This is a genomic window from Enterobacter sp. 2VL (assembly GCF_005503595.1).
Taxonomy (GTDB): domain Bacteria; phylum Pseudomonadota; class Gammaproteobacteria; order Enterobacterales; family Enterobacteriaceae; genus Enterobacter; species Enterobacter cancerogenus.
In genome coordinates this window covers 122987-141826 of record NZ_SCNE01000009.1, presented here as the reverse complement: position 1 = coordinate 141826, position 18840 = coordinate 122987, and the positions used below count along the sequence as shown (strand labels likewise).

Genomic DNA, 18840 nt, shown 5'->3' with positions numbered 1-18840 from the left:
TATCTCTCGCATCCCAGGGCATAAGCGACTCCATAAACGGGTTCTTATGCCTTAGTTGTAAGTGTCTACCATGTCCCCGAACAAGTGTTCACGATGTCCCCGGACCGTACACCCACGGGGAGAGGGTACAAACATTAAAAACGGCAACACATGTTGCCGTTTTGCATTTACCTTGTAGGCCCGGTAAGGCGTAGCCGCCACCGGGCTTTTCTTTTTAACTGCGCAGGGCGTTCTTCGCTAAACGCGCGTCTTCCGCCTGGCACACGGCCGCGGTAAACATCACGTCGGTTGAGGAGTTGATCGCGGTCTCGCAGGAATCCTGCAGCACGCCGATGATAAAGCCTACGGCAACCACCTGCATGGCGACCTCGTTCGGGATGCCGAACATATTACACGCCAGCGGGATCAGCAGCAGCGAACCGCCCGCCACGCCGGATGCACCACAGGCACACAGCGATGCCACCACGCTCAGCAGCAGCGCCGTGGGCAGATCCACCGGAATACCCAGCGTATGCACCGCCGCCAGCGTCAGCACGGTAATGGTGATGGCCGCGCCCGCCATGTTGACGGTTGCGCCCAGCGGAATTGACACCGAGTAGGTATCGCGGTCCAGGTTCAGCTTCTCGCACAGTGTCATGTTAACCGGAATATTCGCCGCCGAGCTGCGGGTGAAGAAGGCGGTCACGCCGCTCTCACGCAGACACATCAACACCAGCGGATAGGGGTTGCGACGCGTCTGTACGAAAACCAGCAGCGGATTAATGACCAGCGCCACCACGGCCATACAGCCAATCAGCACCAGCAGCAGTTGGGCGTAGCCCCATAGCGCACCAAAGCCGGTAGTTGCCAGCGTCGACGCCACCAGACCGAAGATGCCAATGGGCGCAAAGCGAATCACGACGGTGACGATAAAGGTTACGGCATTCGACACATCGGTGATCAGATGTTTGGTCGTGTCATTACTGTGGCGCAGGGCAAAGCCCAGCCCGACGGCCCACACCAGGATGCCAATGTAGTTGGCATTGATCAGGGCGTGGATAGGGTTGGCGACAATGCTCATCAGCAGGCCGTGCATCACCGCCACAATTCCCGTAGGTGGGGTAATGTCGGTTGCACCGGTCGTAAGCTGCAGCGTGGAGGGAAATGCGAAGCTCACTACAACCGCCGTCAGCGCCGCAGAGAACGTGCCCAGCAGGTACATCCACAGGATCGGGCGGATGTTGGTTTTTTGTCCTTGCTGATGGTTAGCAATGGAGGCCATAACCAGGGTCAGCACCAGAACCGGCGCGACCGCTTTTAGTGCACCAACGAACAACGTCCCGAGCAGGCCGGTGGCCTCGGCGGCAGGTTTGGAAATGAGCGCCAGCGCCACGCCCAACACCAGACCAATCAAGATTTGCTTAACCAGGCTGCCACGCGACAGACGCGCAAGAAGACCCGATGACGATACGCTCATAGGAAGTCCTTAAGTGAAATTGTGTTCCATTCCGGATGTGCTCTAAGTCACATTTATGTCCGGATGTAAGAAAATGTTTGCCTGGTCGAGTATAGGGAATGCGCGAAAGGAGGGAAGCGTAAAATGCTGGATTTTACGTGTTGTGTCATATTTTTTAACTGTTGATTAACGAAAGTGCCGGGTGGCGCTGCGCTTACCCGGCCTTCGGGGTGACGTTGTAGGCCCGGTAAGCGCAGCGCCACCGGGCAAAAAGCACTAAGCCTGCTGCTTTTTATCGTGCTGGCGGTTAACCCAGGTATTGATAATCAGCGTCACGATCAGAATGCCAAACACAATGCCGAGCGAGATGGCGATCGGAATGTGGTAGAAATCGACAATCAGCATCTTGATACCGATAAAGACCAGGATCACCGACAGGCCGTACTTCAGCATGGAGAAGCGCTCTGCCGCGCCCGCCAGCAGGAAGTACATGGCACGCAGGCCGAGGATCGCGAACAGGTTAGAGGTCAGGACGATGAACGGGTCTGTCGTAACCGCGAAAATTGCCGGAATGCTGTCTACCGCGAAAATCACGTCGCTCAGCTCAACCAGAATCAGCACCAGCAGCAGCGGGGTGGCAAACAGCAGGCCGTTCTTGCGCACGAAGAAGTGCTCGCTTTCGATTTTGTCCGTCATGCGCAGGTGACTGCGGATCCACTTCACCAGCGGCTTCTCGCCGATGCCGGTCTCATCCTCTTTCGCCAGCGCCATTTTGATACCGGTGAACAGCAGGAACGCGCCGAAAACGTACAGCAGCCATTCAAACTGGGTGATCAGCCAGCTGCCCGCGAAGATCATGATGGTACGCAGGATAATCGCGCCCAGCACGCCATAGACCAGCACGCGGCGCTGCAGTGACGCAGGCACGGCAAAGTAGCTGAACAGCATCAGCCAGACGAAGACGTTATCGACCGCGAGGGCTTTTTCAATCAAATAACCGGTGAGGAAGGCGAGTGCCTGAGGATCGGCCACCGCACGGCCTTCGGTCGAGGCCAGATACCACCAGAAGGCGGCGCAGAAAAGCAGGGAGAGGGTGACCCACACCAGTGACCAGGCGGCAGCCTGCTTCATGGTCATGCCGTGCTCGCCACGACGCCCCTGCAAAAAGAGGTCGATCGCCAGCATGATGAGCACGACAACCGCGAATCCGCCCCACAACATTGGAGTGCCGACAGAATGCATACTATTTTCCTTACACATAAAAAAACAAAAACGGCTATGGTCAGAAGACGATAGCCGTTAGCTTTTTATGCATAGACCTCGCCTTCCGGCAAGGTCTCACTTACAACCACGAAGGTTGCCCGGCGACCGGATGCGGTATTGCACGCATCGTAATGACGATCCACCGGCAAGGAAGTTACTCCCCTTTGCTGGTAACAAAATATGTCAGGCCCGGCGATCCGTCAAGGCTCGGCATGAATTCATTACACAGTTTTACGCGATAACTTGCGCACCCACGCCGTCTGCCGGGAACACCACGCCAGTCTGACGGCGGATCTCCGTTTGCAGTTTCGCCGTGGTGCGGCTGACCGCCAGCCCCGGGTGGTTCACCTCATTGTCCTCAACCAGACGTGCAAAGACCTCTGCCTCATACAGCATAGTGTTGATATGCTGAGGCTGCGTCAGCTCTTGCGCTTTGCCGCCGCGCGGCACGATGCTGAGCTTCTGGCATTCGGAGATTTTTTCGATGACCAGCGAGCCGTCTTCGCCCTGAATTTCGCTCGGTAAGACCGAATCGCTCACCTTGGAGTGCTGGAGCGTGACGCTGAAATCACCGTAGTCCAGTACCACGATACCGTGCGCGTCCACGCCGCTCTCCAGCAGGCTGGCGGTGGCCGTTACGCCGTGCGGTTCGCCCCACAGCGCCACGGCGGAGGCCAGGCAGTAGAAACCGATATCCATGATCGAGCCGTTAGAGAACGCCGGGTTGAAGGTGTTCGGGTTTTCGCCGTCAAGATAGCGCTGATAGCGCGACGAATACTGGCAGTAGTTGATAAAGGCTTTACGCACCTTGCCAATTTTCGGCAGGGACTGCTGCAACAGCAGGAAGTTCGGCAGGCTGGCGGTTTTGAAGGCTTCGAACAGCACCACCTGGTTTTCGCGCGCCAGGGCGATGGCGGCTTCCACTTCCTGAATGTTTGAGGCCAGCGGCTTTTCGCAAATCACATGCTTTTTATGGCTGAGAAACAGCGTCGTTTGCGGAAAGTGCAGGGCGTTCGGGCTGGCGATATAGACCGCGTCGATGGCGTCGCTTTGCGCCATCTCGTCGAGCGAGGTGAACAGATGCTCGACCAGGTAGTCGTTGGCGAAACTTTGCGCCTGCTCAAGGCTGCGGGAATAAACTGCGGTGAGCTTGTATTTGCCGGTTTCGTGGGCGGCGTCGACGAACTGGCGTGTGATCCAGTTCGTACCAATAACTGCGAAACGTATCATAGACGTTTACGTACTCCGTAACGGGGGACCTGTAGCCACTGTAGCACGTCATCATGACATTTCGCGTGCGCTACTGCGCATTACTCTTTAACGATAAATGCGTCAGCCACAGGCGAGTATCAAACTCCAACTGGTGGTACTGCGGCTCCATGTGGCAGCACAGGGAGTAGAACGCTTTGTCGTGCTCTTTCTCTTTCAGGTGCGCCAGCTCATGCACCACGATCATCCGCAAAAAGGCCTCCGGTGCGTTGCGAAACACCGTTGCCACGCGGATCTCGGCTTTGGCTTTCAGCTTGCCGCCCTGCACGCGGGAGATGGCGGTGTGCAGCCCAAGCGCGTTTTTCAGCACGTGGATCTTGTTGTCGTACATCACCTTATTGATCGGCGGCGCGCTCTTCAGGTAACGGTTTTTCAGATCCTGCGTATACTGCCAGAGCGCCTTATCGGTCGCGAAATCGTGCGTATCCGGATAACGTTTTTCCAGCACCGCGCCCAGCTTTTGCTCGGCAATCAGGCTGCGAACCTGAGTCAGTAAGTTCTCCGGGTAGCCCTGGAGATAAGTAAGTTGGTTCATCAACGCCCCAAATCGACAATAAAACGGGTATACTCACGCACCCTTTTCAGGGATACGCCAAATTTTACCATTCAGGAGGGCCGATGAGCCACTTAGACAACGGTTTCCGTTCACTCAACCTTAAACGTTTCCCGGAAACGGACGACGTTAACCCGCTTCAGGCGTGGGAAGCAGCGGATGACTATCTGCTGCAGCAGTTGGATGACACCGAAATCAGCGGCCCGGTTCTGATCCTGAATGACGCGTTTGGCGCACTGGGCTGTGCCCTGGCGGAGCACACGCCTTACAGCATCGGGGATTCTTACTTAAGCGAGCTGGCGACGCGCGAGAACCTGCGCCATAACGATATCGATGAAGGCAGCGTGAAGTTCCTCGACAGCACCGCGGATTACCCGCAGGCGCCGGGCGTGGTGCTGATCAAAGTGCCGAAAACCATGGCGCTGCTGGAGCAGCAGTTGCGCGCGCTGCGTAAGGTCGTCACGCCACAAACGCGCATCATCGCCAGTGCCAAGGCGCGTGATATCCACACGTCGACGCTGGAACTGTTCGAAAAAGTGCTCGGCCCCACCACCACCACGCTGGCCTGGAAAAAAGCGCGCCTGATCAACTGTACCTTCAGCGCACCGGAACTGGCTGACGCACCAGACACCCTGAGCTGGAAACTGGAGGGCACCGACTGGACCATCCACAACCATGCGAACGTCTTCTCCCGCACCGGGCTGGATATCGGGGCGCGTTTCTTTATCGAACATCTGCCGGAAAACCTGGAAGGCGAGATCGTTGACCTGGGCTGCGGCAACGGCGTAATTGGCCTGACGCTGCTGGCGAAGAACCCGGACGCCAGCGTGGTGTTTAGCGATGAGTCGCCGATGGCGGTGGCATCAAGCCGTCTGAACGTCGAAACCAACATGCCGGACGCGCTGGATCGCTGCGAGTTTATGATCAACAACGCGCTGTCGGGCGTGGAGCCTTTCCGCTTCAACGCCGTGTTCTGCAACCCGCCGTTCCACCAGAAGCACGCGCTGACGGATAACGTTGCGTGGGAGATGTTCCACCATGCCCGCCGCTGCCTGAAAATTAACGGCGAGCTGTACATCGTGGCGAACCGTCATCTGGACTACTTCCACAAGCTGAAGAAGATTTTCGGTAACTGCGTCACCATTGCGACGAACAATAAGTTTGTGGTGCTGAAAGCGGTTAAGCTGGGGCGTCGTCGGTAAGCGTGTTTCGCCTGGCGGCGCTGCGCTTGCACAGGCCTGTGGTTTCAAACGCCCGGTGGCGCTGCGCTTACCGGGCCTACAATGGCCTCGGACCCGTAGGCCCGGTAAGCGTAGCGCCACCGGGCAATGCCGTTAAATACTCAGCGCCAGCTTTGTTCCCTGCGCAATCGCCCGCCGCGCATCCAGCTCCATCGCCACATCACACCCGCCGATCAAATGCACCGTTTTGCCCGCCTCACGCAGCGGTTCGGCCAGATCGCGCTTCGGTTCCTGCCCGGCGCACAAAATCACATGATCCACCGCCAGCAGCTGCGGCTCACCGCCGATCAGCACGTGCAGCCCGTCGTCGTCGATCTTCTGGTAGCTCACCGCCGGGATCATCTTCACCCCGCGTGAGAGCAGGGTGGCGCGATGGATCCAGCCCGTGGTTTTGCCCAGCCCGTCGCCTGGTTTGCTGGCTTTACGCTGCAGCATGACGATCTGGCGCGGGCTTTTTGGCAGCTGCGGACCTTCCGGTCGCAGGCCGCCGATCTGATTGAGGCTGGTATCGATCCCCCATTCCTCACAAAACGCCGCAATATTCTGGCTGGTGGCTTCCCCCGGCTGGCTCAGGTACATGGCGGTATCAAAACCGATCCCGCCGCAGCCGATTATCGCCACGCGATCGCCGACCGGTTTTTTGTCGCGCAATACGTCGAGATAGCTCAGCACCTTCGGATGATCGACGCCCGCGATCGCCGGCAGGCGCGGGACGATCCCGCTGGCCAGGATCACCTCATCGTACGCCACCAGATCCGACGCATTCACAAAATGGTTAAGCCGCAGCTCGACCCCCGTCAGGTCGATCATCCGGCGGTAATAGCGCAGGGTTTCGTAAAACTCCTCTTTGCCGGGGATCTGTTTGGCAATATTAAATTGCCCGCCGATCTCAGCCAGGGCATCAAACAGCGTCACGCTGTGCCCGCGCGCGGCGGCATTCACCGCAAACGCCAGCCCGGCGGGGCCCGCGCCGACCACGGCGAGCCGTTTTGGGGTGACGGCAGGTGTTACCGGCATTTTCGTTTCATGGCAGGCGCGCGGGTTGACGAGACAGGAGGTGATTTTGCCCGCGAAGATCTGATCCAGACAGGCCTGGTTACAGCCGATGCAGGTGTTGATCTCGTCCGCGCGTCCGCTTTGCGCTTTGGAGAGGATCGCCGCGTCGGCGAGGAACGGGCGTGCCATCGACACCATGTCGGCATCGCCGCGCGCAATGACCTCTTCCGCCACCTGCGGATCGTTAATGCGGTTAGTGGTAACCAGCGGAACAGACACTTTCCCTTTCAGTTTACGCGTCACCCAGCTGAACGCCGCGCGCGGTACCGGCGTGGCGATGGTCGGGATACGCGCCTCGTGCCAGCCGATGCCGGTGTTGATGATCGTGGCCCCGGCGGCTTCAATTGCCTGCGCCAGCTGGACGGTTTCGTCGAACGTGCCGCCGCCCTCCACCAGATCGAGCATCGACAGGCGGTAGACGATAATAAAATCCGCGCCCACACGTTCGCGTACGGCGCGCACCACCTCGACGGCAAAACGCATGCGGCGGGCATAATCGCCGCCCCATTCGTCGTCACGATGGTTGGTCCGGGCGGCGAGGAACTCGTTAATCAGGTAGCCTTCCGACCCCATCACCTCTACGCCGTCATAGCCCGCCTCACGCGCCAGCGCCGCGCAGCGGGCGAAGTCCTCGATCAGCGCCAGGATCTCATCGTGGGTAAGGGCATGGGGTGTGAAGCGGTTGATCGGTGCCTGAAGGGCCGACGGGGCAACCAGATTCGGCTGATAGCTGTAGCGCCCGGTATGCAGAATTTGCAGGGCAATTTTACCGCCTTCTTTATGCACCGCGTCGGTCACAATCCGGTGATGCGGCAGCTGGGCCGCATCGTTCAGCACCGCGCCGCCCTCCATCGTCACGCCAGAAACCGCGGGGGCCACGCCACCGGTAACGATCAGCGCCACCCCGTGCCGGGCGCGCTCGGCGTAGAAAGCGGCCAGCCGCTCGGCGCCGTCCGGACGCTCCTCCAGCCCGGTGTGCATCGAACCCATCAACACGCGGTTTTTGAGCGTTGTGAACCCCAGATCGAGGGGGGCGAATAACGACGGGTAGCGGCTCATAGTCTCTTCCAGTGTAAAATTATTGTTATGTGGTCGGATGAGTTACTAATTTAGCCAGCGGAGAGTAAAAGGGAAAAGGGGAATGCGGCGATTGTGATGGGATTCAAATATTGTGCGGCCTGGTGCCCTCACCCTAACCCTCTCCCACGGGGAGAGGGGACACGATCTCCCTCTCCCTCAGGGAGAGGGCCGGGGTGAGGGGGATGCCCGCACCAGACCCGGGGCTTGCCACATCGACGTGGTCAGCCCGCTGTCGACCAGCCCAAGCTGATCCGCGTACACCGCCTGCCATTTCTGCATCATGCCGTCGTAAAGTTCCCGGTATTCCGGGTTCGGCGTAAATTCGCGGCTCCACTTCACCAGCCGCTCACCCGTGGAGGCCATGTCGGTAAACAGCCCGGCGCCAGCACCCGCGGCGATGGCACAGCCCAGCGCCGTCGCCTCTTTGACTTCCGGCACGCGCACCGGCAGCCCGGTGACATCGCTTAAAATCTGGCTCCACAGCGCGCCCTTCGCGCCGCCGCCCGCAAAGACCAGGCTGTCAAACGTCACGCCGGAGAATCGCGATATCTGCGACAGGTTGCAGGCGGAGACAATCGCCGCATTCTCTTCCAGGGCACGGAACAGCGTGGCCTTGTTGCATTTTTCCGGGTCGATGGAGAGGTTAATAAACGACGGCGCGGCGTGGTACCACTGCCTGAAATGCATCGCATCGGAGAAGATCGGCATCACCCCGTGTGAGCCCGCGGGCACGCGGCTGGCCATCTCTTCGAGCAGGGTGTAAGTATCCATGCCCATGCGTTCAGCAATTAACTTCTCCTCCGCGCAAAAGGCGTCGCGGAACCAGCGCATGGTCAGCCCGGTAAAGAAGCTGATCGACTCCGCCTGCGCCATACCGGGGATGACGTGAGGGTTCACGCGGATGTTCATATCCGGATCGGTTCGCACCTGCGGCAGGTTGACGACCTGCTGCCAGAAGGTGCCGCCCAGCACCGCCGTTTGCCCGGCGCGCACCACGCCCAGCCCGAGACAGCCAAGCTGCACGTCGCCGCCGCCCATCACCACCGGCGTGCCTTCGCGCAGGCCGCTCTGCTGCGCGGCTTCGCGGGTAATGGCCCCCAGCACGGTTCCCGTCTCTTTCACCGGGGAGAGGATATCGGCGCGCAGCCCGGCCATGTCGAGCAGCGCCGGACGCCAGTCGCGGGAAAAGAGATCCAGCATGCCGGTTGTGCCGGCATTGGACGGGTCCACCGCCAGTTCGCCAGAGAGTTTTGCCGCCAGCCAGTCGCTGATCATGGTGACCGTCGCCGCTTTGCGATAAATATCCGGGCGGTGGTGCGCCAGCCACAGCAGGCGCGGCATGGCGCTCAGGGCCAATGTCTGGCCGGAAACGTCATACACTTCGGATTCAAACTGGTCGTCGTGGATCTCTTTGAGTTCGGCCACCTCGCGGCTGGCGCGGGCGTCGACGTTGGCGCAGGCCCAGATGGCGTCGCCGTTGCGGTCATACAGCACGATGCCTTCGCGCATGGAGCAGCAGGCCACGGACTGAATATCCGCCGCGTGCAGGTGGGCACGCTCCAGCGCCTGGTGAATACACTGGCAGGCCAGCCGCCAGTTGGTGTCGAGGTCAAACTCCATCGAGCCGGGCACGTTCTCCACGCTCAGGTGTTTCCACTCGGCCTGGCCGACGGCAATCTGGTTGCCCTGCACATCGAAAATAACGGCGCGAACGCTGCCTGTCCCTGCATCTAACGCTAAAAGGTAACTCATAGCATGCCTCGTGTCAGGCGCAGGGCCGTCTCTTATGTTGCCAGAGCAAGCACCGCGCGGGCTGTCGTCTCTTCCGTCACCAGGCCATTAATACGGCGACCTTTCAGTGCGGCGTAAATCGCATCGGCTTTCTCTTCACCTCCGGCCACGCCAACGATGGTGGGCAGCTGCGCCAGTTCATCAAGGGTGACGCCGAGTAATTCTTTATGGATCTCAAGCTCCTCGACGCACTCGCCGTCGGCATTGAGGAAGTAACCGAGAATGTCGCCCACCGCCCCTTTCCGGGCGTACATCAACTGTTCACCTTCGCTGATATAGCCGGAGCGTAAAATGGTGGCGTCGCGGCGCTGGTTCACTGAACCAATCCCAACCACCGCCACGTCGGCGGCGGTGGCGGCGAGGATCACGTCCCGCACGCTGGTTTCACGCTTTAAGATCCCGGCCACCCCGGCGGATGAAACGCGCAGCGGGGCGGGGATCATGCTGACGCGACAGGCCGCATCCAGCTGGCCGATACCGGTCATATACGGCCCGACGCCGCCGGAGAGCGTTACCAGGCGGATCTGCTGTGAGCTAATAAAACCGCTTAAGTGTTGCAGGCTGCTCATGGTTGTTTCACCAAATCCCACCGCTAACAGCTGGCCGGGTTCCAGAACGCCCATTAGCGACTGCGCTGCGCCAATGCCCAGCCGCACGTTCATCGGCGGGGTGTTAAGGGCGGGCATCACGCGCACCAGCTTCAGACCAAAGCGCTGCTGCAGTTCGGTCTCCAGCGCCAGGCAGCCCTCGTAGCGCGAGTTGATCTGCACGCGTATCACCCCGGACTGGCGGCCTTTCTCCAGCAGGCGGGAGATCTTCAGGCGCGGCAGGCCGAGCCGTTCGCCAATGTCGTTCTGGGTCAGCCCGTCGTGGTAGTAACACCATGCCACGCGAGCGACCAGCTCCTCTTCCGCCAGCGCCAGCCCGGCAAAACGACCCTCTTCCACAGTGCGTTTATCGCTCATATTTGAACTCTTATAAAAATTTAGATCATATGTTCGCTCAGGCGCGGGCCGAAAATGTGAGCCACGCGGCAAAAAAGATCTTTAAAATTGTTTTAGGGGTATCTGGATCTTAATCGATAAAACTGTGATCCCTGCACGGTTGTAAATATAGTTCACCGTCTACGCTTTTGAACATTATTAAATCAAAAAATCATTTGTTCAATAGCGGAGCGATGATGACCCCACTTATCGAAGCACGGAATATCAGCAAGCAATTCTCGGGCGTGCCGGTGTTAAAAGGCATTGATTTCATGCTGCTTGCGGGCCAGGTGCATGCGTTAATGGGCGGTAACGGGGCGGGGAAATCGACGCTGATGAAGATTATCGCTGGCGTCGAGACCCCGGACAGCGGTGAACTTTCGGTTGCCGGACGGGCATATGCACGCCTTAGCCCCGGTCAGGCGCACGGGCTGGGGATCTACCTGGTGCCGCAGGAGCCGCTGCTGTTTCCTAACCTGACGGTGCGGGAAAATATCCTTTTCCGCCTGCCGCGCGAAAAGGGGGTGGACGAGCGTCTTGCGGAGAAGCTGCAGCAGCTGCAGTGCCAGCTCAGTCTTGATGCCACCGCCAGCACGCTGGAGGTGGCGGATCAGCAGATGGTGGAGATCCTGCGCGGGCTGATGCGCAATGCAACAATTCTGATCCTCGACGAGCCTACGGCGTCGCTGACCCCTGGCGAAACCGAGCGGCTGTTTCGCCAGATCCGCGCCCTGCAGGATCAGGGTGTTGGCATTGTCTTTATTTCACATAAATTGCCGGAGATCCGCCAGCTTTCCAGCCACGTCTCGGTGATGCGCGACGGGGCCGTGGTGCTGAGCGGCGAAACCGCGACCTTTGACGATAACGCCCTGATTGCCGCCATGACTCCGGTGAGCCGGGAACAACGCTTAAGCGACACGCAAAAACTGTGGCTGGCGCTGCCCGGGAATCGCCGGACCCAGCCGCAGGACTTTCCGGTGCTGCGGGTAGACGATCTTACCGGGGAAGGGTTTATCGATCTCAGCCTGGAGATTTACGCCGGGGAGATCGTCGGCCTGGCCGGGCTGGTGGGATCCGGGCGTACCGAGTTCGCTGAAACACTTTACGGCCTGCGCCCCGTGCGCGGCGGACGCGTTTGGCTTGAAAATCAGGAGATCAACGCGGATTCGGTTGCCGCGCGTCTGGAAAAAGGGCTGGTCTACCTGCCGGAAGACAGGCAGGTCTCCGGCCTGTTCCTGGATGCGCCGGTTCGCTGGAACACCGTGACCCTGAACGAGCCGTCCCTCTGGCAGCAGCGCAGGCGGGAATCTGCGGTGGTGGAGCGTTATCACCGGGCGCTGGGGATCAAGCTCAACCATGCGGATCAAACCGTGCGCACGCTCTCTGGCGGTAACCAGCAGAAGGTCCTGCTGGCGCGCTGTCTGGAGGCCAACCCGCTGCTGCTGATTGTCGATGAACCCACGCGCGGTGTGGACGTCTCGGCGCGCGCCGATATCTATCAGTTGATCAAAAGCGTGGCGGCGCAGAACGTGGCGGTGCTGATGATCTCAAGCGATCTCGACGAGTTTCCCGGTCTTGCGGATCGCGTGCTGGTCATGCATCAGGGCATGCTCAGCGGCGAACTGCCGCGCCACGCCGTGACGCTCGATCGGATGATGGGGCTGGCGTTTGGAGGGCAATCATGAAGACCTTACTGAAAAACCGCGAGCTGAGCGCGTTTCTGGCGATCCTCGCCCTGTTCGTTGTGCTGGTGGCACTGAACCCGGCCTATCTCAGTCTGCAAACCCTGGGGATGATTTTCGCCAGCGCGCAGATCCTGATCCTGCTGGCGCTTGGCGCGGCGCTGGTGATGTTGACCCGCAACATCGACGTTTCGGTCGGATCTACCGTGGGGCTGTCTGCCATCGCGGTTGGCGTGGCGCTCAACAGCGGTTACAGCCTGCCGGCCGCCATCCTTTTTGCCCTGTCGATCGGCGCGCTGGCGGGCGCGTTCAACGGGGTGCTGGTGGTGGGGCTGCGGATACCGGCGATTGTCGCCACCCTCGGTACGCTGGGGCTGTATCGTGGGGCGATGCTGCTCTGGACCGGCGGGAAGTGGATTGAAGGGCTTCCGCCGGATCTGAAAGCGCTCTCCGCGCCGGTTGCCCTCGGGATTTCACCGTTGGGTTTCGTGGTGCTGTTCTTCGCCGCCGTCGGCGCGTGGATGCTGTCGCGCACCGCCTTTGGCCGTGACTTCTACGCCGTGGGGGACAACCTCGCCGCCGCGCGCCAGCTGGGCGTGGCGGTCAACCGCACCCGGATAATCGCCTTTACGCTTAACGGGATGCTGGCGGCCTGCGCAGGTATCGTCTTTGCCGCGCAGATTGGCTTTGTGCCGAATCAGACCGGCAGCGGCCTGGAGATGAAAGCCATCGCGGCCTGCGTGCTTGGCGGTATTTCGCTGCTGGGCGGGACGGGCACGCTGATTGGCGCGCTGCTCGGTGCGTTCTTCCTGACCCAAATCGACACCGTGCTGGTGCTGTTCAGGCTCCCGGCCTGGTGGAACGATTTTATTGCCGGGCTGGTGCTGCTGGGCGTGCTGGTGCTCGACGGGCGCTTGCGTCAGGCGCTCGCAAGGCATCAGCGGGCACTGAAATACAGCCGTTTCCAGCCGGGCAATAAAGGGGGAAAGCACGTTACCCCGTTTCCAAAACGCAAAAAAGAGGTGGCGTAAATGAGGCTTAACTGGGAAAGCGCGCTGCTGATTTTGCTGGTGCTGGAGATCCTGCTCTTTGGGGCCATCAACCCGCGAATGCTCGATATCAACATGCTGCTGTTCAGCACCAGCGACTTTATCTGCATCGGTATTGTGGCGCTGCCGCTGACGCTGGTCATCATCAGCGGTGGGATTGATATTTCGCTCGGCTCCACCATCGGCCTGTGCGCCATTGCGCTGGGCGTGATGATGCAGGCGGGGTGGCCGATGGCGGTGGCGATCCCGCTGACGCTGCTGCTCGGTCTGCTGTGCGGGCTGGTGAACGCCGCGCTGATCCACTACACCGGCATCAGCCCGTTAGTGATAACCCTTGGCACGCTGTACCTCTACGGCGGCGGGGCGCTGCTGCTCTCCGGTATGGCGGGCGCGACCGGCTACGAGGGGATCGGCGGCTTCCCGGACAGCTTTACCGCCTTCGCTAACCTCACCGTGCTGGGTCTGCCGATCCCGCTGGTGCTGTTCGCGGTGATAACCCTTTTCTTCTGGCTGATTACCCATCGCGGGCGCTTCGGCCGGCACCTGTTTTTGATGGGGCAAAATCCGCGCGCGGCACGCTATGCGGGGCTGTCTGTGAACGGCATGCCGTACGCGCTGTATGGCATGGTGGGCGTCGCCTCGGCGATTGCCGCGCTGGTGATGGTCTCCTATTTCGGCTCGGCGCGTTCGGATCTGGGGCGCGATTTACTGATGCCCGCGCTGACCGCCGCGGTGCTGGGCGGCGCGAATATCTACGGCGGTTCAGGTTCGGTTATCGGTACGGCACTGGCGGCGCTGCTGGTGGGGTACTTGCAACAGGGTTTACAGATGGTCGGCATCCCCAACCAGGTGTCGAGCGCGCTGTCAGGGGCGCTGTTGGTTGTGGTGGTGATGGGACGTTCGCTGAGTCTGCACCGTGAATGGGTGCGCTCTCTCCTCACAAAACATATCCGGAGCGTAAGATGAAAACAAAACTGATAGTCCTGGCGATGGCGCTCAGCGTGGCGTCGGCGCAGGCGGCGGACCGCATCGCCTTTATCCCGAAGCTGGTGGGGGTGGGGTTCTTTACCAGCGGCGGCAACGGCGCGAAAGAGGCGGGTAAAGATCTTGGCGTGGACGTGACCTACGACGGCCCGACTGAGCCGAGCGTCTCCGGCCAGGTGCAGCTGATCAATAACTTCGTGAACCAGGGCTATAACGCGATTATCGTCTCCGCCGTGTCGCCGGACGGCCTCTGCCCGGCGCTGAAGCGCGCGATGCAGCGCGGCGTGAAGGTGCTGACCTGGGATTCCGACACCAAACCGGAGTGCCGCAGCATTTACATCAACCAGGGGACGCCGGAACAACTCGGCGGCCTGCTGGTGGAGATGGCCGGCAAGCAGGTCACCAAACCGAATGCCAAAGTCGCGTTCTTCTACTCCAGCCCGACCGTCACTGACCAGAACCAGTGGGTCAAAGAGGCGAAGGCCAAAATCGAGAAAGATCATCCCCAGTGGCAGGTCGTCACCACCCAGTTCGGCTATAACGACGCCACGAAATCCCTGCAAACCGCTGAAGGGATCTTGAAAGCATATCCGGATCTGGATGCGATCATTGCCCCGGACGCTAACGCCCTGCCTGCTGCGGCGCAGGCGGCAGAAAACCTGAAGCGGGAAGGGGTGGCGATCGTCGGGTTCAGCACACCGAACGTCATGCGTCCGTACGTTGAACGTGGAACAGTGAAAGCCTTCGGCCTGTGGGATGTGGTGCAACAGGGCAAAATTGCGGTCAATGTCGCCGATCAATTGTTGAAAAAAGGCGATCTTAACGTGGGCGACAGCGTGGAGGTAAAAGATATCGGCACGCTCAAGGTCGAGCCAAACAGCGTGCAGGGTTACCAGTATGAGGCGAAGGGCAACGGTATTGTGCTGCTGCCGGAGCGCGTGGTGTTTACCAAAGAGAACATCGGCAAATACGATTTCTGACGGGGGAGCAAATGGCTGATTTAGACGACATCAAAGACGGCAAGGATTTTGGCATCGGCACGCCACAGGTAAACGCGCCCTATACCCTGAAGGGCTGTGGCTCGCTGGACTGGGGCATGCAGTCCCGGCTGGCGCGGATCTTCAACCCGCAAAGCAACCGCACGGTGATGCTGGCCTTTGACCACGGCTATTTTCAGGGCCCGACCACCGGCCTTGAGCGTATCGATCTTTCTATTGCCCCGCTATTTGGTGAAACCGACGTACTGATGTGCACCCGCGGTATTTTGCGAAGCACCGTGCCAGCGGCCACCAATAAGCCGGTGGTGCTGCGCGCTTCGGGCGGTAACTCGATTCTGGGCGAACTGTCTAACGAGTGCGTGGCGGTCGCGATGGAAGACGCGCTGCGCCTGAACGCCTGCGCGGTGGCGGCGCAGGTCTATATCGGCAGTGAATTTGAGCATCAGTCGATCAATAACATCATCAAACTGGTGGACGCGGGCGCGCGCTACGGCGTGCCGACGCTGGCGGTGACGGGTGTTGGCAAAGAGATGGCGCGTGACGCCCGCTATTTCTCTCTCGCCAGCCGCATTGCCGCCGAGATGGGGGCGCAGTTCGTTAAAACCTATTATGTCGACGAGGGCTTTGAAAAAGTGACCGCCAGCTGTCCGGTGCCGATTGTCATCGCCGGGGGCAAAAAACTGCCGGAAAACGAGGCGCTGGAGATGTGCTGGCGGGCTATCGATCAGGGGGCGTCCGGCGTGGACATGGGGCGGAATATCTTCCAGTCCAGCGCGCCGCTCGCCATGCTGAAAGCGGTGAAAAAAGTGGTTCACGAGAACATGAGCGCGCGGGACGCGTTCCAGTTCTGGCAGGAAGAAAAACAGGGAGAAGCAAAATGAACGTGACGTTAGTCGAGATCAACATCAAACCCGAACGCGTGGACGAGTTTCTGGAGGTGTTTCGCGCCAACCACGAAGGGGCGATTCAGGAGCCGGGAAACCTGCGTTTTGACGTGCTGCAGGACCCGCGGGTGAAAAGCCGGTTCTTTATCTACGAGGCCTATAAAGACGAAGCGGCAGTGCTGGCGCACAAGCAGACGCCGCACTATCTGGCCTGCGTGGAGAAGCTTGAGGAGCTGATGTCGGAGCCGCGCAAAAAGCGCTGTTTTGTGGGGTTGTTGCCGGAGTAACAGGCGTTATAAAGGTTTATAGGCCGGGTAAGCGTTAGCGCCACCCGGCATTTTTCAGGCCAGCTCCAGATCCGCAAGTATCCGGGCTAGCGCTTCACGCGGCTCACCCTGAACCGCCTGTAACGGAAATGGCAATGCAGGTGCAGCCACTTTTCCCATCATCTCTGCTGCCGCCGCGATAACCCGTAAGCTGCCGTATCGACGGAACAATTCCCACAGAGGCTCTAACCGCTCGGATTGTGCCGCCTCTTTCGAACGCGCAATCGCCAGCGTCGTATGAGGGAACAACCCCGCGAGAACCGAGTACCAGACGTCAAACCCGGCCTGAAGGGCTGAGGCCGCTAGCCAGTCACCGGCGATGCCCAACGTGACCGTATCAGGAAGAAGATCGCGTATCTGCGACAAGTCCTCCGGCACGCGACCAAGCTTAATGGATCCCACATTCGGCAGGGCCGCGACCGCAAATAACAGTTCATCGCTAAACGCAAAACCGGTTGTGGCCGGATTGTCGTAAATGCATAGCGGTACGGAGAGTTGTCGAGTCACCGTTTCATAGAGATTAAACGTTTCGTCTTCCGTTAACCGCTGGTACGACACGGGGGCCATCAGCACGCCGGAGACTCCTGCCGCCTGCCCGTCGTCTGCCAGACGCAGAATATCGTCGAGCCGTAGCGCGCCGATGCTGATGATGACCGGAATGTCATAAGCATGTGCCACCGCGCAGCGTGCGATCCGGCCGCGCTCTTCAACGGTCAGATAGGCATAGCTTCCCGTTGAGCCGAGAATGCCCAGCGAATCCACGCTGGCGTCGACCACGGGACGCAGCAGATTGATAAAGGCCCGCTCGTCAAACTTACCCTCTTTCAGGGGCGTTAACGGAAAGGCGCTTAACCCGTGAAACATCGTGTTACCCTCTTACAGTTCCAGCAGTTGAACCTGAGCCGTTGCGCCAGGCATCAATTGTTGCAGATTGCTGACCAGCTCTTCTCCCGCCTCTTCCAGCGCCGCAAGCGGCATCGACGGCAGGCTCTCAAGAATAAACCACATGGTCTGCGCCTGGCTGTCCAGACGCGTCCGTATACCCTGGCGCCAGTTCCAGCGACGGCAGGTGACGCCGAGATCGTCGCGCCAGATAACCTCGCCCGGTTCCGGATGTTCCACCACCGGCTGTCCCTCTTTGAAGGTATCAAACGGCTCGCTGCCGTCGGCAAGCGTCAGACGCGGCGCGCCTGAATAAGCCGCGAAATTTTCTCCACCAACTGGAATGGCGTAGCGAATACTCACTGCGTTATAGATATCCACCACCGGATCCAGCGGCGGCAGCGATCCGTCTTTCAAAACTCGCTTACGCAGGGCGGATGCCGAGCAGGGCGTGCGTTTCGGTTTCGCACCGAAGGCTTTAAACACGTCATCCCAGCCTGAAAGGTGTGCAGCAGCCCATGGCACATCATCATTAAGCATCTGCTGGCAGGCCTGCGCCAGCGCGGCAGCTGCCGCTTCCGGGTGAGTAATCGGCGCGGCTTCAACCAGAATGCTCAGCGCCCGAAAGCCTGGGGCAATCCCGGCAAGACGCAAGTCTATTGACGGCGTAACGAGAGACATAAATAATCCTGTATTGACTGTTTTATACCATGGTAGTGACCAATGACTGAAAAAGTCAATATAATGACTGTGCAGGGCGCGGACGTTTCCCAGGTAAGCCTGGCCGTCGCGAACCGCATCCGCAACTGGCGGAAAGAGAAAAAACTGTCGCTGGATGAGCTGTCCCGCCGCGCCAGCGTCAGCAAAGGCATGCTGGTGGAGATCGAAAAGGGTGCAGCTAACCCCAGTATCGCCATTTTGTGCAAGTTGGCCGCCGCGCTCGGTATCTCAGTGGCGGATATCGTTAACGTCTCCAGCGAGCCGCAGGTGCACGTTATCGAAGAAGCCGCGATACCGGTGCTGTGGCAGGGCGCACTGGGCGGTTACGCCAGGCTGCTGGCGGGCACCGCGGGCCCGGATATGATTGAGCTATGGCATTGGGAGATGCAGCCGGGAGAGCGTTTTACCTCTTCGGGGCATCCGGCGGGAACCTTTGAGCTGCTACACGTGAACGAAGGCATGTTAACGCTTACGGTGGACGAGACGGTAACGCAGGTTGCTGCCGGGGCGTCGGTGGTGGCGAAAACCGAAGCGGCGCACGGCTACGCCAATCAAGGCAATACCGTGCTTCGCTTCACCATGACGGTGGCGGAGTTTCACCGATAAAAAGCAGCCCGGTGGCGCTAACGCTTACCGGGCCTACA

General features: G+C 59.8%; 17 protein-coding genes. 8 read left to right on the top strand and 9 right to left on the bottom strand.

Going from position 1 to position 18840, the window contains the following annotated elements:
* Nucleotides 1–214: 214 nt before the first annotated feature.
* From sstT to FFS28_RS18535, 4 genes are all read right to left on the bottom strand, one after another.
* Nucleotides 215–1456, bottom strand: a complete 1242-nt coding sequence (gene sstT / locus FFS28_RS18550; RefSeq protein WP_137903677.1) for a serine/threonine transporter SstT — start codon at nt 1454–1456, stop codon at nt 215–217.
* Nucleotides 1457–1711: 255 nt separating this feature from the next.
* Complete coding sequence (locus FFS28_RS18545) at nt 1712–2677, bottom strand: TerC family protein (protein WP_101736932.1); 966 nt, start codon at nt 2675–2677, stop codon at nt 1712–1714.
* Between the two features lie 252 nt (nt 2678–2929).
* Nucleotides 2930–3928, bottom strand: coding sequence for a Gfo/Idh/MocA family protein (locus tag FFS28_RS18540; protein ID WP_137903676.1), 999 nt, complete (start codon nt 3926–3928; stop codon nt 2930–2932).
* Nucleotides 3929–3998: 70 nt separating this feature from the next.
* Complete coding sequence (locus FFS28_RS18535; protein ID WP_006178666.1) at nt 3999–4502, bottom strand: YgjP-like metallopeptidase domain-containing protein; 504 nt, start codon at nt 4500–4502, stop codon at nt 3999–4001.
* Nucleotides 4503–4585: 83 nt separating this feature from the next.
* Between FFS28_RS18535 and rlmG the strand changes: the two genes are divergently transcribed.
* Nucleotides 4586–5722, top strand: coding sequence for a 23S rRNA (guanine(1835)-N(2))-methyltransferase RlmG (gene rlmG / locus FFS28_RS18530; protein WP_137903675.1), 1137 nt, complete (start codon nt 4586–4588; stop codon nt 5720–5722).
* Between the two features lie 132 nt (nt 5723–5854).
* Here the strand turns inward: rlmG and FFS28_RS18525 are convergent, their stop codons facing one another.
* From FFS28_RS18525 to lsrR, 3 genes are all read right to left on the bottom strand, one after another.
* Entirely contained in the window at nt 5855–7876 is a 2022-nt protein-coding gene (locus tag FFS28_RS18525; protein ID WP_137903674.1) for an NADPH-dependent 2,4-dienoyl-CoA reductase, read from the bottom strand.
* A 177-nt stretch (nt 7877–8053) separates the two neighbouring features.
* Complete coding sequence (lsrK, locus tag FFS28_RS18520; protein WP_137903673.1) at nt 8054–9649, bottom strand: autoinducer-2 kinase; 1596 nt, start codon at nt 9647–9649, stop codon at nt 8054–8056.
* A gap of 32 nt (nt 9650–9681) precedes the next feature.
* A complete protein-coding gene (lsrR, locus tag FFS28_RS18515; RefSeq protein WP_006178659.1) occupies nt 9682–10653 on the bottom strand; it encodes a transcriptional regulator LsrR in 972 nt (323 codons plus the stop codon).
* Nucleotides 10654–10868: 215 nt separating this feature from the next.
* On the opposite strand from lsrR, the gene lsrA reads away from it, so the two are divergent.
* The 6 genes from lsrA to lsrG are packed head-to-tail and all read left to right on the top strand — an operon-like array spanning nt 10869 to nt 16555.
* A complete protein-coding gene (gene lsrA, locus FFS28_RS18510) occupies nt 10869–12356 on the top strand; it encodes an autoinducer 2 ABC transporter ATP-binding protein LsrA (RefSeq protein WP_042322061.1) in 1488 nt (495 codons plus the stop codon).
* Nucleotides 12353–13384: an autoinducer 2 ABC transporter permease LsrC gene (lsrC, locus tag FFS28_RS18505; protein WP_137903672.1), complete on the top strand. Its 1032-nt coding sequence runs from the start codon at nt 12353–12355 to the stop codon at nt 13382–13384. The genes lsrA and lsrC overlap by 4 nt, the downstream gene beginning before the upstream one ends.
* A complete protein-coding gene (lsrD, locus tag FFS28_RS18500) occupies nt 13385–14368 on the top strand; it encodes an autoinducer 2 ABC transporter permease LsrD (protein WP_137903671.1) in 984 nt (327 codons plus the stop codon).
* A complete protein-coding gene (lsrB, locus tag FFS28_RS18495) occupies nt 14365–15366 on the top strand; it encodes an autoinducer 2 ABC transporter substrate-binding protein LsrB (protein ID WP_101736937.1) in 1002 nt (333 codons plus the stop codon). Before lsrD ends, lsrB begins: the two co-directional genes overlap by 4 nt.
* 11 nt (nt 15367–15377) lie before the next feature.
* Nucleotides 15378–16265, top strand: a complete 888-nt coding sequence (gene lsrF, locus FFS28_RS18490; protein WP_006178652.1) for a 3-hydroxy-5-phosphonooxypentane-2,4-dione thiolase — start codon at nt 15378–15380, stop codon at nt 16263–16265.
* The gene (gene lsrG / locus FFS28_RS18485) at nt 16262–16555 is read left to right on the top strand and encodes a (4S)-4-hydroxy-5-phosphonooxypentane-2,3-dione isomerase (RefSeq protein ID WP_137903670.1); all 294 of its coding nucleotides are present in this window, start codon (nt 16262–16264) and stop codon (nt 16553–16555) included. The genes lsrF and lsrG overlap by 4 nt, the downstream gene beginning before the upstream one ends.
* Nucleotides 16556–16609: 54 nt before the next feature.
* Here the strand turns inward: lsrG and FFS28_RS18480 are convergent, their stop codons facing one another.
* Both FFS28_RS18480 and FFS28_RS18475 read right to left on the bottom strand, forming a co-directional pair.
* Nucleotides 16610–17458 carry a dihydrodipicolinate synthase family protein gene (locus FFS28_RS18480; protein WP_137903669.1) on the bottom strand — a complete coding sequence of 283 codons (849 nt, stop codon included), beginning with the start codon at nt 17456–17458 and terminating at the stop codon, nt 16610–16612.
* A gap of 12 nt (nt 17459–17470) precedes the next feature.
* On the bottom strand, nt 17471–18157 hold the full coding sequence (locus tag FFS28_RS18475) for a B3/B4 domain-containing protein (protein WP_137903668.1): 687 nt from the start codon (nt 18155–18157) through the stop codon (nt 17471–17473).
* Nucleotides 18158–18199: 42 nt separating this feature from the next.
* Between FFS28_RS18475 and FFS28_RS18470 the strand changes: the two genes are divergently transcribed.
* Nucleotides 18200–18802, top strand: a complete 603-nt coding sequence (locus tag FFS28_RS18470) for a helix-turn-helix domain-containing protein (protein ID WP_137903667.1) — start codon at nt 18200–18202, stop codon at nt 18800–18802.
* The last annotated feature ends 38 nt before the right edge of the window (nt 18803–18840 follow it).

Bases quoted from the DNA above. Each gene is read 5' to 3' on its own strand.
- sstT (WP_137903677.1), bottom strand. From the start codon at position 1,456: ATGAGCGTATCGTCATCGGGTCTTCTTGCGCGTCTGTCGCGTGGCAGC.
- FFS28_RS18545 (WP_101736932.1), bottom strand. From the start codon at position 2,677: ATGCATTCTGTCGGCACTCCAATGTTGTGGGGCGGATTCGCGGTTGTC.
- FFS28_RS18540 (WP_137903676.1), bottom strand. From the start codon at position 3,928: ATGATACGTTTCGCAGTTATTGGTACGAACTGGATCACACGCCAGTTC.
- FFS28_RS18535 (WP_006178666.1), bottom strand. From the start codon at position 4,502: ATGAACCAACTTACTTATCTCCAGGGCTACCCGGAGAACTTACTGACT.
- rlmG (WP_137903675.1), top strand. From the start codon at position 4,586: ATGAGCCACTTAGACAACGGTTTCCGTTCACTCAACCTTAAACGTTTC.
- FFS28_RS18525 (WP_137903674.1), bottom strand. From the start codon at position 7,876: ATGAGCCGCTACCCGTCGTTATTCGCCCCCCTCGATCTGGGGTTCACA.
- lsrK (WP_137903673.1), bottom strand. From the start codon at position 9,649: ATGAGTTACCTTTTAGCGTTAGATGCAGGGACAGGCAGCGTTCGCGCC.
- lsrR (WP_006178659.1), bottom strand. From the start codon at position 10,653: ATGAGCGATAAACGCACTGTGGAAGAGGGTCGTTTTGCCGGGCTGGCG.
- lsrA (WP_042322061.1), top strand. From the start codon at position 10,869: ATGACCCCACTTATCGAAGCACGGAATATCAGCAAGCAATTCTCGGGC.
- lsrC (WP_137903672.1), top strand. From the start codon at position 12,353: ATGAAGACCTTACTGAAAAACCGCGAGCTGAGCGCGTTTCTGGCGATC.
- lsrD (WP_137903671.1), top strand. From the start codon at position 13,385: ATGAGGCTTAACTGGGAAAGCGCGCTGCTGATTTTGCTGGTGCTGGAG.
- lsrB (WP_101736937.1), top strand. From the start codon at position 14,365: ATGAAAACAAAACTGATAGTCCTGGCGATGGCGCTCAGCGTGGCGTCG.
- lsrF (WP_006178652.1), top strand. From the start codon at position 15,378: ATGGCTGATTTAGACGACATCAAAGACGGCAAGGATTTTGGCATCGGC.
- lsrG (WP_137903670.1), top strand. From the start codon at position 16,262: ATGAACGTGACGTTAGTCGAGATCAACATCAAACCCGAACGCGTGGAC.
- FFS28_RS18480 (WP_137903669.1), bottom strand. From the start codon at position 17,458: ATGTTTCACGGGTTAAGCGCCTTTCCGTTAACGCCCCTGAAAGAGGGT.
- FFS28_RS18475 (WP_137903668.1), bottom strand. From the start codon at position 18,157: ATGTCTCTCGTTACGCCGTCAATAGACTTGCGTCTTGCCGGGATTGCC.
- FFS28_RS18470 (WP_137903667.1), top strand. From the start codon at position 18,200: ATGACTGAAAAAGTCAATATAATGACTGTGCAGGGCGCGGACGTTTCC.